Raw genomic sequence first — 15,683 nt, 5'->3', positions numbered from 1 at the left:
TATAACTGACTGTCGTTCTTGCATTTTTTACGCTTTTTTTACGCGAACTCCGAATTGGCTTTTGCTAAAGTTTCTGCATCGAATTTTGGTTGATGTACTTTATGTTTGCTCATTGGCGAGATAACACATTTCTCTTTTCTGCCATCGTGATTGTTGGCGCGGTTGTGGCCTCATGGCTGTTAGACCAATTGTTTGGCTCTACCGCTGCGGTCCTGCTGATTTTGCAGTTAGCAGTCGTGGTGGTGGCATTTCAATGCAACTCGCGATTCGCTTATGCGGCGGCGGTGATCGAAGCGCTGAGCTTCAACTTCTTTTTCACGACGCCTCGTTACTCTTTACAGATGTTTCGTCCGGAAGACATTTTTAATCTAGTCGTGTTTATGGTGGTGGCATTTATCACCAGCACTTTTGCAGATCTTTATCGTCGCCAGCAGGGCGAGTTAAAACAAACCAAGCTGCAAAACAGCATCCTGCTATCGGTATCACATGATCTACGCACACCTCTGGCAACCATTATTGGAACATTGACCACACTCAACGAGTACATGACCAAACTCAATGACTTAGAGCGTAAAGAATTGCTCGACAGTGCGACTTCAGAAAGCCACCGCTTGCATCAATATATAGAGAACTTGTTACAGGCGACTAAGCTCCAGCACGGCACATTAAAAATAACCCAAAAAGATGAACCTATTGCGGATATTGTGCGGGATGCGGTTTCTCGTTTGCCAAACGACACCGAGAAAGTATCCATGAATATGGATGATTCCGTTGGTTATTTATCAGTAAGTCGTTCGCTTATCGAACAAGCGATCTTCAATGTGCTGGATAATGCCATGCGATTTTCGCCAGAGAATGAATCTGTTGAGGTTTCTCTTTCTAAGCAGGGTTCGTCGTGCGTGATTGATGTTCGGGACATGGGGATTGGCATCAAAGCTGAAGATGCGGAAAAAATATTCAGCCTTTTCTATTCCGGTGCGAACAACAAATCGGCCGATTCAGGCACCGGAATGGGACTCGCGGTTGCCAAAGGCATCATCACCGCGCACCAAGGAGAGATTCAATCTATGCCAGTATCAGAAGGGACGCTGATCCGCATTCGACTTCCACTCAATCAAGGAGCAGAGCAGGCGTGAGTTACAAAGTTTTAGTCGTGGACGATGAGCCTCGCATTCATACCTTTATTCGAATTTCGCTGTCTGCTGAAGGGTTTGATTACATTGGCGCGAGTACCATTGCAGAAGCCAAAGCGTGTTTCGAAGCGCATTCGCCACACGTCATTCTGCTAGATTTAGGCTTGCCCGACGGCGATGGGACGGAGTTTCTCACTACACTTCGTCAGACGCATAAAACGCCAGTGCTAGTGCTGACAGCTCGCGATCAAGAAGAGGAAAAAATCCGCCTTTTAGAAGCGGGCGCGAATGATTACTTGAGCAAGCCTTTTGGCGTAAAAGAGCTCATCGCGCGCATCAAAGTGCTGGTTCGAGATTTGGTGGATGAGCAAACCGTCGCTGATGAGCTGGTGGCTGGCCGAGTCAAAATCATCAAAAGTACTCACCAATTTTGGTTGGATCAGAGGGAAATTCCACTCACCAAGAAAGAGTTTTCTTTCATTGAACAGTTGATTCTCAAGCCGGGAAAACTCATTGAGCAAACTCATTTGCTAGTGGTGATTTGGGGAAAAAGTCATGTCGAAGATACTCACTACTTACGCGTGCTAGTGAGTCAACTACGCAAAAAACTGAACGATAGTGCTGACGAACAGCGACTTTTAAAAACCGAGCCGGGGCTGGGTTATCGTTTAGTGCTTGAGACGTCCAAGCACCACTAAAGTCCAAATTTAATCAACGTTAATGCCAAGGTTTAGTGCTGGTTATCGGCACTCGAACAGGATTCGTGTTGCCTATTTTCCGTGACGGAAAATCAGTCTAGTCCTTAACGCATTAGCATTTTCTATACATAAAACACAGTTAGGGATTGATATGGCTCACTTTACAGTAATTGGTTTAGGGCGATTTGGCGTTGCCGCCAGCTTAGAACTTATTCATCTTGGACACACGGTAACGGGAGTGGATAGCGACCCGAAAATCGTCGAAAAATACGTCGAAGAGTTAACGCAAGCGGTCATATGTGACGCAACAGACGAAGGCGCACTCAGAGAGTTAGCGTTAGCGAACAGTGATGTGGTGTTGGTGGCGATTGGCGAAGACATGCAAGCCAGTTTGTTGTGTACGCTGGCGCTGAAAAATTTAGGCGTGAAATCTATTTGGGTCAAAGCGAGCACCAAAGCACACCACACCATCGTATCTAAGCTGGGTGTACAACGCATTATTCATCCGGAAGAGGAGATGGGCGTAAGAGTCGCGCAGGCACTCAACTATCCGATGGTGAACAACTATTTGGAAATGGGGCATGGTTTGTATGTGGTGGAAATCCACGTTAAATCCAATCTGCACGATACGCCGCTTTCTAAGTTGATCAGCCGAGGCAGTTACAACATTCAGCCTATCTTGGTGAAGCGCGAAGAAGCCGTCTACACCAATATCAATGATGAGTTTGTGCTTAATGAGTTCGACACGCTGTTGCTTTGTGGTAGTCGCGCTGAGCTGAAATACGTCGCTCCGAGGTTGGTGTAACATGGTTTTGTGGCATCCCTCTATTATCCCGATCGAGCGAAAACCCAAAGCGGGCAAAAAATTGTTGGGCGCACCGCCGCTGATACTTAGCCTCAGCTTTGCGTGCTTGATCATGCTCGGCACAGTTTTACTCAAACTGCCGATTGCCACCACAGAGCCCATCACTTGGATTCAAAGCTTGTTTACTGCGACATCGGCCATTACGGTGACGGGATTAGTTGTGGTAGACACGGGCACGGCGTTTACGCCTTTTGGGCAAGGGGTTATCGCTTTCCTGATTCAATGTGGTGGCCTAGGTTTAATGACGTTTGCCATCGTGACCTTGCTGGCTCTGGGCGGAAAAATTGGCTTTTTGGAGAGAGCCGTCGCGAGAGAGGCGTTCAACCAAACTGACTCATCGACACTCATTGCCACCGCTAAATCTGTATTGATGTTCGCTCTGCTCGTTGAACTTATTGGTTTCACTATTTTGAGCGTTTATTGGAGTGAAGAGCTGGGCTGGAAAACCAGTTTGTTCCATGGTTTCTTCTACACCATCAGTGCGTTTAACAATGCAGGTTTTGCGTTGAGTGCCGATAGCTTAATGCCTTACGTGGACGACCCGGTCGTTAACTTCACCATTACCAGTTTGTTCATTATTGGTGGTTTAGGCTTCTCGGTTTGGATTGACTTAAAACGCAATCGCCGTTGGCACCGACTCACCGTTTACAGTCGAATGATGATCTTAGGCACGGTGATCATTAACGTGGTGGCACTTATCGCGATTTACCTGATCGAATATGACAACCCCAACACGCTTGCCCCGTTGAGCGAAGCAGGGAAATGGTGGGCATCGTGGTTTCAAGCGGTGACGCCAAGAACGGCAGGGTTCAACACTTTAGCTATCGATCAGTTGGAAGATGCCACAACGGCGATCATTCTGGTGTTGATGTTTATCGGCGGAGGATCATTGAGCACGGCAAGTGGTATTAAAGTTGTGACATTTATGGTGTTAGTCTTGGCAACTTACAGCTATTTACGTCGTGATGAAGCAACCTATGCCTTTCAACGTGAGATTCCCAAAGAGACCATCAGCAAAGCATTGGCGCTGACTCTGATCTCGGTGGGTGTGACTTGGTTTGCCATCTTCACGCTGTTACTGACAGAGAAAGCGTCTATGTTAGACATTATGTTCGAAGCGGTCTCGGCACTGGGTACGGTTGGTTTGTCGCGAGGCTTAACGGGCAGTTTGTCCGAACCGGGTGAGTTAGTGATCATCTTCATGATGTTTATGGGACGATTAGGCCCCCTTACTTTGGCGTACTTCTTAGCCAGTCCAAGAAAGAAAAAAGCGCGTTACGCGAGCACTAAATTGGCAATAGGGTAAATGGGCTAACTCGAAGAAAGTGAGCAAAAGGCTAGGCAAAAGAGGAGTAACTGCTCCTCTTTTTGTGCTCGTTGTAGCCACGAAACTGTATACGGTTGCCTCTCTCACAACAATTTATGATTCATCTCTATTTTTTATCATTTATAAATTGTCGTTTTTGAGGTGTTGTCCAGAATGGCATTATCCACGTGCAACATAAGATTGCCGGGAATAAAAATAATTACAATACTGCCTTACTGGAAGATACATGAAAATCAAACCCCTCCCACCTTTAAATAGCCTCGTTGCGTTTGAAGCGTCGGCGCGGCACTTGAGTTTTACGTTAGCCGCTGACGAGCTAAACGTGACCCAAGGTGCTATCAGTCGCCAAATTAGACAATTAGAAGAATACTTAGGCAAGGCTATGTTCACGAGAGCCAATCGAAGCATTAACTTAACGCCTACAGGTCTTCAATATTATCAAGCCGTCAGCCAATCTTTGCTCGATATTGCTCAAATCACGGGTGAAGTGAAGAAGTGGCAGGGCGAACAAAAGATCACGGTTGCGACGACAAACGCAATGGCCGCTTTGTGGTTGTTGCCTAAGGTCGCTCAATTTCAAAATGAACATGATGACATCGATATAAGGATTTTGGCCTCAGATAATGTGTTGGACTTACGCCGATTAGATTGCGATATCGCCTTGTTTTATTGTCGCACGCCACCTGCGGAAATGGATGTGACAACGCTATTTTCAGAAGAGGTATTCCCTGTGTGTAGCCCGCTTTATTTAGAGAAAATCGGCCAGCCTAGTGAGCCAGAAGAAATCTTCAATAAAACGTTACTCTATCTGGAAGAGTCTCAAAGAGACTGGGTGAATTGGGAGCAGTGGTTTGCGAGTGTAGGGTTGCCAAATATTTCGCCTCGTAATCGCATGAACATCAACAACTATCCAATGCTGTTACAAGCGGCAATTAATGGTCAGGGCATCGCGTTAGCTTGGGGCTCATTAGTGGACGACTATTTACAAAGCGGTGCTTTGGTTAGGCCAGTCGAACACGTTCTTTCAACTCCCTCTAATTTTTCTATGCTTGAACCTAAAAATAGAGGTTTAATCCCAGCAAGCGTCAAACGTTTTAGAGAATGGCTTTTGCATCAGTTGCCAGATGAAGTGGGTGATCGAGGCCTAGCCTAAATCAATAAGCAGAGAAAAGAACAGAGTTTGGTCATGTTAAAAAAGCGGGAATATCAGTTCCCGCTTTGTTTGAATTGATTGGATGAAATGACGCACTAAGTGAGTGCTGGTCCTTGATTGAGTGTCGAATCATCTTTCAGCGAGGATGTTGAAGTAATAGGTTCAGAAGCTACCGTTTTGCTTTCAACAAGCGGTTCAACAGGACCATCAAGTTTCTCTTGCTCTGGATGAACATGCTCAGGAAGCATTGCCCATGGCTTAGGTTCGCGTCGAATACTATGGAACAGCGTTAAGCTCATCACCGCGATAAAAATCGCGATAGGGAAACCGGCAATAATGGAGGCCGTTTGCATTGCTTTTAACCCTCCTGCATATAGAAGCACTCCCGCAATGGCGGCGATCATGATCCCCCATAGTACCCGTATAGACGTGGGAGGTTCACTGTGTCCAGCGGCATCGAGGGTACATAGAACTAGGGTACCCGAGTCCGCGGAGGTAATGAAATAAGTACCGAGTAATAAACACGCAAGTACGCTAAGTAGTTTACCAAACATACCTGTATCTAGGTTGTCGAATAGCGTAAACAAAGCGCGTGTCGTATCAGCTTTGGTCGCTTCAAGAATCGGGCCGCCAGAAAAATCTGCAGGTGGTGTTTGTTTGGCTTCTTGTGCCGCAGTGACTTGCTCTTGATGAGCAATACGAGCGTCTTGCTCTACCTTTAACGCTGCGCCGCCAAATACTGAAATCCATAAAAACGTGATCAGCGTAGGAACTATGAGAGCACCGCCGATAAGCTCACGTATTGTGCGCCCTTTAGAGATACGAGCCACAAACATGCCAACGAAAGGTGCCCAAGTCATCCACCAAGGCCAGTAATAAGCCGTCCACCAGTTTTGCCAGCCAGAGTCATTCTGTGCATCGCTCCATAAGCTCATACCGACAATGTTTTGTGCATAAAGCCCCGTGCTTTCAAGTAGCGTATTTAAGATATAGCGAGTTGGGCCAATGTAAAGTACAACTAGCACGAGTGCGAGTGAAAGCAGCATATTCCATTCTGATAAACGGCGAATACCTTTTCCTACACCAGATAGCACCGACGCAACCGCACAAGTACAAAGGGAAACGATAATAAAGAGTTGAATCCCCAAACTAATGTCTAGACCAAAGGCTTGATTCAAACCAGAGTTTATTTGGATAACTCCCATCCCCAAGGTTTGAGAGATACCGAAAGCAGTCACCGCGACTGTTAGGATATCAACCGTGTGCCCGATAGGCCCATAAATACGATCGCCAATCAAAGGGTACAAGATAGAGCGTAGGGTAAAAGGCAGATCTTTACGGTAGGAAAAGTAGGCTAATGCGAGTGCAACAATGATAAAGACAGACCAAGGATGTAGACCCCAGTGAAAGAATGTCAGTTTCATTGATGTTGTTGCGGCTTCATTGGTCAGGCCTTGAGTAAATGGGTTGTCAGCGTAATGCCACATCGGTTCGGCGACCGACCAGAAAATTAAGCCTATCCCCATGCCTCCGGAAAAAAGCATGGATACCCAAGACAAATAACTAAACTCTGGTTTTTCGTCATCTTTACTCAAACGAATATGTCCATATCGACTAACCATAAGATAAAGAAGAAAACCGACAACGAGTGAAACAAGTCCGATGTAAAACCACTTCATATTCTGCAGCAAAATGCCGGAAATCGTTTCGAAGTATTGGCCCGCTTGGTTGGCGAGAATGGCGCAGAAAAGTACAAAACCGATAACGACGATCTTTGATGCGATAGTCACAGTCGGATTGAGTCCTTTCAATATCCCAGATGTTGCTCTCATAGGCATCCCTCACAGTGCTTTTGTTTTAGCGTTATTGTTTGTTGCGTTATTGTTAATTTTTGAAAGAGAGTAGAGAGAGGGCTTTTGTGTTTCAACTGATTAATACTCATCGGTTAATGAGTATTAATCATGACAAGAAGAACCTTGTTAATTAAAAGGTTATTTTGTTGTTCGAGATCAATGCATGAATGACAAAAACTCATCCAAACCCGGCGAAAAAGTCGTTTGTTTGTTGCTGGGTTGTTAATCAAAATCATCTCCACTAACACAACACGATGTTGTACGCACTGGATGCAACTCGACTCTCGGAGATAAGAATATGAGCAATGTCAACCAAACCATTATTCCTGTTGAACTTGTTGATAATGTACTGAACCCAATCAGTGAAGCAACAGGAATGCCGAATCAGGCCTACACCAGCGAAGAGTATTTTACTTTTGAGCGTGATCAGGTGTTTGGTAACACTTGGGTATGCATTGGTTTTGCATCAGACCTGCTTAAAAATGGCTATGTGATGCCACTTGATTTCATGAATCTTCCACTACTCATGATGAGAAATCGTCAAGGTGAAGTCCAAGTCTTCCACAACGTATGTAGTCATCGTGGTATGAAGCTGGTGCATGAGGCAGGCGAAGTTCAAGGCATGATTCGCTGTCCTTACCATTCATGGACGTACGATCTTGACGGCAATCTAAAAGGCACACCACACATCGGTGGTATCGCAAAACACAAAGATGATCGATTTAAGTGTGAAAAACACGGCCTTAAGCCACTTCGTTCAGCCGTTTGGATGGACATGGTATTCGTTAACTTATCGGGCAATGCAGAAAGCTTTGAAGATCATATCGCGCCACTAGAGCAACGTTGGCAGCAATTCTTAGGTGAAGATGGGTTAGGGCTTCTTCGCCGCGTGAACATGGGTGGCAACTTAGAGATCGAAGTGAAAAGTAACTGGAAGCTTGCCGTAGAAAACTACTGCGAGGCTTACCACTTACCTTGGGTGCATCCGAGTTTGAACAGTTATTCTCGCCTAGAGGATCACTACAACATCATGTTTGCAGAGCGCTTTGCTGGTCAAGGTAGTCTCGCGTACAACCTTTCTGATACAGCAGGAACACACTTACCTAAATTTCCAAGCTGGCCAGAAGATAAACTGCGTCATGCAGAATACGTTGCACTCTTTCCAAACGTGTTGCTTGGTATTCAAGCCGATCATGCCTTTGCAATGATGATTGAACCAATCACTGCGAATAAGAGTGTTGAGCACCTACGTGTTTTCTATGTGGGTGATGAAGCAACGAAAGATGAGTTTGCTGCGTGTCGTACTGCTACCGTTGAGTCGTGGCGAGTCGTGTTCGGCGAAGATATTGGAGCGGTCGAAGGTATGCAGGAAGGTCGTTACTCACCTGGCTTTAGTGGTGGCGTGTTCTCACCAGAAATGGATGTTCCGACGCATTTCTTCCAAACCTGGTTGGCAAAGCAAGTGAAAGCGGCACAGGAGCAGTAAGATGATGCATTACCTTAATTATATTGATGGTGAGTGGTGCGATTCAGAGCAAGCGCTGACCGTCATGAATCCTGGCACAGCCGAAGCGTATGCGACGATTGCAGAAGCCACTATCACCGATGCCGATCGCGCAATGGCAGCGGCACGCCGAGTGGTCAAGCAAGGCCTTCTTTCGGACGTTCGTCCAGCCGTCAGAACCGAGTGGATGTTAAAAGCCGCCGCAGCTATTCGTGAAATGGTTGATGAAGGTGGGTTAGTTGCCTGTCGTGAAAATGGGAAATCTTTGCAAGATGCCAAAGATGAGTTTTTAGAGTCGGCACGTTACTTCGAATACTACGCTGGCATGGCCGACAAGCTGGAAGGCACGTCAATTCCGTTGGGTAAAGACTATGTCGACTTCACTCAATATGTGCCGTTTGGCGTGTCAGTACAGATTGTGCCGTGGAATTTCCCTGTCTCTATTTGTGCACGCTCATTGGCACCTGCATTAGCTGCTGGTAACGCAGTGGTGATCAAATCGCCAGAGATTTCTCCACTTGCCATTACGTTGTTGGTTAAAGCGATTGAAAAAGCGGGCTTCCCAAAAGGCACGATTAACTTGCTATGTGGCAAAGGCTCCGTCGTTGGCAGTCATTTGGTGCAGCATCAAGAGGTCGATCAAATTGTCTTTACGGGTTCTGTACCGACCGGCCAACGCATTCTGCAAGATTCAGCGCAACGCGCTACTCCATCGGTGATGGAGCTGGGTGGTAAATCGGCTGCTATCGCGCTGAAAGATGCGAACCTCGAAACACTTTTGAAAAGCGTTCAGGTCGGTATTTTCTTTAACGCTGGTCAAGTGTGTTCGGCAATGTCTCGTTTGCTGATTCAAAAAGAGCGTTATGAAGAAGTAAAAGCGGTGGTAGTGGAAATGGCAAAAAGCCTAACTATTGGTCAAGGCGAAAGCCAGCCGGACATCACACCGTTGGTATCGGCTGATCAACAAGCACGCGTGCTTAAAATGATAGAGCAAGCAAAAGCCGACGGCGCGAATATCCTGACGGGTGGCTACGCACCTGATTTATCGGGTTACTTTGTCGCACCGACGGTGATTGAAGCCTCACCAGATATGCGTATTGCTCAAGAAGAAGTGTTTGGCCCTGTACTGGTAATTACACCGTTTGAAACCGAGCAAGAGGCCGTTGAAATCGCGAATGGCACCGATTTTGGCCTAGTTGCTGGTGTCTTTGGTGAAAGCCTAAACCAAACATTGCGTGTGGCGCAGCAACTGCGTGGTGGGCAAGTGTTCATCAATGAATGGTTTGCTGGTGGTATCGAAACACCATTTGGTGGCGTGGGCTTGTCCGGTTTTGGGCGAGAAAAAGGACAAGAAGCGATATATAGCTACGTCCAGACACGCAATATTGCCATTCGTTTGCAGCAAGACAGCAACGTATAGCTACCGTGTAACTTGATTTTCATCACCTCGTACCGACTTGGATTTCAGACCACAAGCTAGGGCGAGGTTGATGGAATCACAACAAATCTGACAGCGGTTTGTAAACACGGAAATTCTGAACAAGGTAGTTGGAGTAAAAGTGATGAGAAAGTGGCTCTGTATTATTTGCGGCTTAATCTATGATGAAGCACAAGGTTGGCCATCCGATGGCATTGCACCAGGAACAGCATGGGAAGATGTACCGGATGACTGGTTATGTCCTGACTGTTTAGTGGGTAAGGCCGATTTTGAAATGATCGAAATCACCGACGATGAGCCAGTAGAAGAGGTCGCGGCAGTGTCTTCGGTGTCGGTAGGATCGTCTGTTCAGCCAAATGCGGCTCAGCCACTTCCATCTGAAGTCACTCAGCCTATATTTTCAGCTGACCCTATTGTTATCATCGGTAGTGGCCACAGTGGTTACCAGTTGGCTGCGGCACTTAGAGCGCAATCTGAAACGGTTCCGATCACTGTCTTTACCGCTGATGATGGCGCACTGTACAGCAAGCCTGCATTGTCTAATGCACTGGTCATGAACAAAGACGGCGACGCGCTACAAAGTGAAAGCGCGTTGGAGTGGGAAAGCCGTCTCAATATCCGCGTTTACCCGCATACCCGTGTTGAACATATCGATCGTGCCAATTCAACGCTACACACCTCTATCGGCAAATACGCTTACAGCCGCTTGGTACTGGCAACAGGTGCATCACCGATTGAAATCCCAATTGAGGGTGATCGCTCTTGTGTTATGAGTGTGAACGACTTAGTTGATTACCGGCGTTTCAGAGCGGAGCTGCAAGACAAAAAGCGCATCGCAATCCTAGGTGATGGCTTAATTGGCTGTGAGTTCGCGAATGACCTGATCGAAAGCGGTTATGAAGTAACAGTTATCGGGTTAGGTCAATGGCCAATGGAGCGTTTGATCCCGCAACAGTTGGGTGAATCATTACAAAGTGCACTTGCCGATCGAGGCGTGCAATGGGCTCTACAAGACAGTATCGCCAGAATCGAGCCAAGGTCCGAATCAAGCGCGGTTTTGCATCTAAACAGTGGCAAGAAAATTGAAGCAGACCTAGTGCTAAGCGCGGTTGGACTCAAGCCAAATGTATCGCTGGCTGAGCAAGCAGGGCTCGAAGTGGGCCGCGGCATTAAAGTGAATCAATTCGGCCAGACGAGTGATGAGAGTATTTACTCGCTAGGCGACTGTGTTGAAACCGAGCAAGGTTGGCAGCCGTATATTGCGCCGATTAATCAAATGATTCCTTCCGTAGCGAAAAGCTTGCTAGGCGATGTCGCGTCAATCTCGTTAACGCCAACTCCTGTGATTGTAAAAACGCCGATTCTTCCACTCACTATTTTCCCGGTTGCCCCGAATGAACTGGGACAATGGTATATCGAGAGTCAGGCAGATGAATTGACCGCTGCGTTTTATTCTCCTGAGGGAACGATGTTTGGCTTTGCGTTGCTAGGAAGAAAAGTACAGTCATTACGTGGCCCTTGGCTAGATCAATTGTCATTGAAACTGTCAGCAGCGTAACGGAGAAAGAAGATGATTCATTTACCCAATGATGATGCAACATGTGGTTGGTACCATGCGTTGCCAAGTATTGCAGAAAAACCAGCGTTAAAAGGTAAACAAACTGCTGACTATGCCGTGCTAGGTGCCGGTTTCGCTGGACTAGCTATGGCAAGACGTTTAGCTGAGCTTCAGCCTAACGCACGAATTATACTGATTGACGCACAACGTATCGGCCAAGGGGCGTCAGGGAGAAATTCGGGCTTTGTGATCGATTTGCCTCATAAGTTTTCACTTGAGCATCCCGACCCTGAGCACAAACAAAAGTTGTTATCGCTCAACCGTTCTGCGATTGCTCAGCTAGACACTTTAGTGTCGAAGCACAGTATTTCTTGTCAGTGGTCAGCAAAGGGCAAATATCAAGGAGCCGTAGGGGCGCGCGGTGAAGCGTATCTCGATCACTTTGAGCACCTAATGAAAGACCTTGGCGAACCATACTTCCATGTTAATGGTAGTGAGCTGGCGAAAGTCTTAGGGACAAATTACTACAGCCGCGCAATTTACACGCCAGGTGGTTATTTAATGCAACCTGCTGCTCTGGTGCGTGGGCTAGGGGAAAGCCTTCCAGAGAACGTCGAGGTGTTAGAAAACTCGCCAATCCGCAAACTCAGTAAAGAAAACGGTTACTGGGTATTACATGGAGATAGTGGTTCTGTTGAAACCACTGAACTGTTACTTGGCACCAGCATTTTTACTCGTGAGTTTGGTTACCTTAAAAACAGATTACTGCCAGTGATGACGTTTGCAAGCTGGACGCGTCCATTGACCGACGCAGAAATGCAACGATACGGAGGTGAGCTGAATTGGGGTTTAACTCCAGCAGATCATGCGGGAACGACGTTACGTATGACCGCAGATCGACGTATTTTGATCCGAAATACTTACAAACACGTGCCGAAATATGGCTCAAGCATGAACGATAAAGTCAGAGAGCAAATCCGAGACGATCATCGTCAAGTCTTTTTGGTGCGTTACCCCGAGCTGGCCGACATACCATTTACTCACACATGGGGTGGGGTATATGCCATCTCTCGTAACTTTACTAACTTTTTTGGTCAATTAGATGAAGGTGTTTATGCCAGCGCTTGTGACAATGGTGTTGGTGCTGCGTGGGGAACCATTTCTGGAACGCTGTTAGCTGACTATGTCGTAGGTGCGACATCTAAATCATTGGATGACATACAGCAAGTGACAGGGATGCCTTGTTTGAATCCGCCAGAGCCTTTTTTAGGCATGGGAGTAAAAACGCGTATCCAATTAGCAAAATGGCAAAGCAGGAGTGAGTTATGAAGCAAGTCAAACTCGTTGATAGTAAAAATTTAGATTTCAATGTTCGTGGTAATACGCCGGGAATGGCGTACGTAGCCCGAGCGTTAAGCCCAGAAATCTCACCAAACATTGGCGTAGGCTTTGCTAAATGGGAAGGCGCTCAAGTGGCTTGGACGGTGCTTTATGATGAGGTTATTTTTGTGATTGAAGGCTGTTTCGAGCTGACCGCAAATGGTGAGACACATTTTGTGCACCCAGGTCAAATGCTGTGGATCCCGGAAGGAACCGAATTGGTTTATGGTGGGCATGCTCTATTCGGTTACGTGGTTCATCCAGGAAACTGGAAAGAGCTACACGGGATTAAATGATTTGTTTTACAGACGAGACAACGACTTGAAGTTCTACTCGTGCTAAATCAAAAATCGTTCACAGTGTATGTGAGCCAAATCAACTCGCTCGTTAAGGGCGTGTCACCGAAGCCTCCTTCTTGAAGTCATTTGGGTATATACATCAGTTTTAACGGTAGCCATATCGAGATGCTTGGTATGGCTTTTATCGTTAAGGATAATAATCTCATTGGATCAAGGGGTATATAATCGTTAAATTGCACTTGCGACATCTTTGCGCTGTGACTGGCAATTCAAACTATTGTTTTAGCCAATAGAAACACTAAAAATTATCCACCAAATAATACGTTACTGAGTCTGGCCGTTGCATTTACGGCTGCCTATTTCGCAGCCGATGATTATTACTTAATATAAGAACTCACCATGCACACTCGTCGTGAACGCGTATTTGACCCCTTTCATCGTCTAACGGTATTTACAGATAAATGGCGACTTGGATCTAAATCTTATCTTACTGATCTCGCATCTATTGCCTTATTGCTGTTACCGCTGACGCTATCTAACGCACTTGCCATCTTTTTTGGTCACGCTTCTAGAATCCTAGGGATGTCAGAGGTTTCTCAGTTATTGTTCCATCTTTCTGATATTTTAATCAACTTATATCCCACAGCGTTTTGCATTGTGGCTGGTTACTATTTATCGCATAAAGTGAATGTGTCGAGCGCGATTATCATCATTTATTCGTTGGTCATGTTCTATTTAATTTCAATAGAGAATGACAGCCTTTCTAGTAATTACATGTTGCCGAATAACCCGTTATTAGCACTCTTTAGTGCAACAGTGTCATACGTTTATTGTAAAAGTTTCCGAATTGAGCTGCTTGATCCTCAAGCAATGGACTTCTCTTCTCGTCTTTTTAAAGATGTCTTACATTTTTTCGTATTCGTTTTATTTGCGGTTTGCTTATCTCATGTCACCGCAGCGGTGATGGATGCTTTTACTACAACAGTGGCTGGACTTAACTTTGATCCGCTGACGTTCACAGGAGGATTATTTTATCAATCCATCTTGAGCTTATTAGGAGCGGCGGGCATTAATGGTCACAACATGTTGTTTGCCATCAAGCAGCAAATATACGCTGCGACCGAAGCCAACATGGCTGCTTGGCAAACAGGCGAAGCGTCGCTTAACGTTATTAGCCAAGGTTTTTACGACGCATTTTTATCCATGGGCGGGTCAGGGAATAGCATCAGTTTACTCCTGTGTCTGCTATTGTTCGCTAAAGAGCGCAATCATATTTTACTGGCGTTAGCGGCAGCCCCATTGGTGATGTTCAACATCAATGAAGTGCTGCTATTTGGCTTGCCTATCATCTTTAACCCTATTCTAGTCGTCCCATTTGTATTAGTACCGCTGGTAAGTTTTATCATCACCTACTGTGCGATTGCTTCCGGCTTAATTGCGCCTGTTGAAAATATTGTGAACTGGATGACACCGCCTCTGTTGAGTGGTTATGTTGCAATGGGGCATCAGGTACAGGGGGCGATACTTCAACTGGTGGTGATTGCGATTGGTGTACTAATTTATCGACCTTTTTATCTAGCCTATGCAGGCAAATATGTGGGGCAGCTTGGTGTAAGTAATACTTACAATGGTTTAGAACAATCTCTATTTAAATCACTACTCAGTAGTGTGAAAGATGCGAACACATCGAGTATCAGCAAGTCATCCGCGCAGAAGCGTTTAACTTCCATTCTTCGTGAAGGCGAGTTGGTGATGTTTTATCAAAAGCAGCACTCAACAAAGGATGCGGAACAGTATTCTTACGAAGCGCTTATTCGATATAAAGATGAAGATGGAAACTTACTTTCACCAACGTTTATTGAAGATTTTCACCGATTAGATGCCATGCCACTGCTCGATAAATTAGTACTCGAAAAGGTGTTGTCGGATATGAAGGAAATGGGATTATCTGAGCAGCGAAGAGTGGCCATTAATGTTTCTGTTGCTACCATTCAACAAGTGGATTTTGTTCAGCATTTACAAGGCAGGTTGGTCTATTTTGGAATCCCGGCTGAATGGCTTGAAATTGAAATTACTGAAGAAGCCGTATTAGACAATGAAGTTTCTTTAACTAACACCATGAAAGCTCTACAGAGTATGGGAGTTTGTATCACAATGGATGATTTTGGTACGGGCTACGCATCGTTTCCTCATTTGTTCAAGTATCCATTTAACAAGATTAAGCTAGACAGATCGCTGCTATTGGACGCTAACGATCATCGTGGACGGCAACTGTATCGATTGGTTGCTAAGTTAGGACATATTGCAAATTGTGAGGTCGTAGCGGAAGGGGTGGAAACGCAGTCTGACTATGACTTTGTGCGGTCAAGTGGGGTTGATAAAGTTCAAGGGTTTTACTTAGCAAGGCCTGTACCTTTGGATGAGATTATCCATCGACGTGCTTAACTAAGGTGCAATAAAAAGGGAAGCGATGGC

Annotated in this window: 12 protein-coding genes; 11 read left to right on the top strand and 1 reads right to left on the bottom strand. The window is 45.9% G+C overall.

Annotation, left to right across the window (positions count from 1 at the left end):
* The first annotated feature begins 101 nt into the window (after positions 1-101).
* The 5 genes from FR741_RS21855 (at position 102) to FR741_RS21835 (ending at position 5,176) form a co-directional block, all read left to right on the top strand.
* Positions 102-1,136 (top strand): sensor histidine kinase, encoded by a 1,035-nt coding sequence (locus FR741_RS21855; RefSeq protein WP_174856118.1) that lies wholly within the window; start codon positions 102-104, stop codon positions 1,134-1,136.
* Positions 1,133-1,831 (top strand): response regulator transcription factor, encoded by a 699-nt coding sequence (locus FR741_RS21850; RefSeq protein WP_025627053.1) that lies wholly within the window; start codon positions 1,133-1,135, stop codon positions 1,829-1,831. The genes FR741_RS21855 and FR741_RS21850 overlap by 4 nt, the downstream gene beginning before the upstream one ends.
* A gap of 151 nt (positions 1,832-1,982) precedes the next feature.
* The gene (locus FR741_RS21845; RefSeq protein ID WP_005375180.1) at positions 1,983-2,636 is read left to right on the top strand and encodes a potassium channel family protein; all 654 of its coding nucleotides are present in this window, start codon (positions 1,983-1,985) and stop codon (positions 2,634-2,636) included.
* 1 nt (position 2,637) lies between these two features.
* The gene (locus FR741_RS21840) at positions 2,638-4,002 is read left to right on the top strand and encodes a TrkH family potassium uptake protein (RefSeq protein ID WP_167427703.1); all 1,365 of its coding nucleotides are present in this window, start codon (positions 2,638-2,640) and stop codon (positions 4,000-4,002) included.
* A gap of 247 nt (positions 4,003-4,249) precedes the next feature.
* Positions 4,250-5,176, top strand: a complete 927-nt coding sequence (locus FR741_RS21835) for a LysR substrate-binding domain-containing protein (protein WP_005392445.1) — start codon at positions 4,250-4,252, stop codon at positions 5,174-5,176.
* Between the two features lie 95 nt (positions 5,177-5,271).
* Here the strand turns inward: FR741_RS21835 and FR741_RS21830 are convergent, their stop codons facing one another.
* Positions 5,272-7,008, bottom strand: coding sequence for a BCCT family transporter (locus FR741_RS21830; protein WP_048625350.1), 1,737 nt, complete (start codon positions 7,006-7,008; stop codon positions 5,272-5,274).
* 319 nt (positions 7,009-7,327) lie between these two features.
* On the opposite strand from FR741_RS21830, the gene FR741_RS21825 reads away from it, so the two are divergent.
* The 6 genes from FR741_RS21825 (at position 7,328) to FR741_RS21800 (ending at position 15,653) form a co-directional block, all read left to right on the top strand.
* Complete coding sequence (locus tag FR741_RS21825; RefSeq protein WP_167427702.1) at positions 7,328-8,515, top strand: aromatic ring-hydroxylating oxygenase subunit alpha; 1,188 nt, start codon at positions 7,328-7,330, stop codon at positions 8,513-8,515.
* Between the two features lies 1 nt (position 8,516).
* Entirely contained in the window at positions 8,517-9,953 is a 1,437-nt protein-coding gene (locus tag FR741_RS21820) for an aldehyde dehydrogenase family protein (RefSeq protein WP_167427701.1), read from the top strand.
* 142 nt (positions 9,954-10,095) lie between these two features.
* The gene (locus FR741_RS21815; RefSeq protein WP_167427700.1) at positions 10,096-11,529 is read left to right on the top strand and encodes an FAD-dependent oxidoreductase; all 1,434 of its coding nucleotides are present in this window, start codon (positions 10,096-10,098) and stop codon (positions 11,527-11,529) included.
* A 12-nt stretch (positions 11,530-11,541) separates the two neighbouring features.
* Positions 11,542-12,858 carry an NAD(P)/FAD-dependent oxidoreductase gene (locus tag FR741_RS21810; RefSeq protein WP_167427699.1) on the top strand — a complete coding sequence of 439 codons (1,317 nt, stop codon included), beginning with the start codon at positions 11,542-11,544 and terminating at the stop codon, positions 12,856-12,858.
* On the top strand, positions 12,855-13,205 hold the full coding sequence (locus FR741_RS21805; protein WP_167427698.1) for an ethanolamine utilization protein EutQ: 351 nt from the start codon (positions 12,855-12,857) through the stop codon (positions 13,203-13,205). The genes FR741_RS21810 and FR741_RS21805 overlap by 4 nt, the downstream gene beginning before the upstream one ends.
* 402 nt (positions 13,206-13,607) lie before the next feature.
* Complete coding sequence (locus FR741_RS21800; RefSeq protein ID WP_167427697.1) at positions 13,608-15,653, top strand: EAL domain-containing protein; 2,046 nt, start codon at positions 13,608-13,610, stop codon at positions 15,651-15,653.
* Positions 15,654-15,683 lie beyond the last annotated feature (30 nt).

Origin of the sequence: Vibrio diabolicus, from assembly GCF_011801455.1 — a bacterium.
Taxonomy (GTDB): domain Bacteria; phylum Pseudomonadota; class Gammaproteobacteria; order Enterobacterales; family Vibrionaceae; genus Vibrio; species Vibrio diabolicus.
The sequence above is the reverse complement of the archived record's forward strand: the minus strand, read 5'-3'. Positions and strand labels throughout refer to the sequence as shown.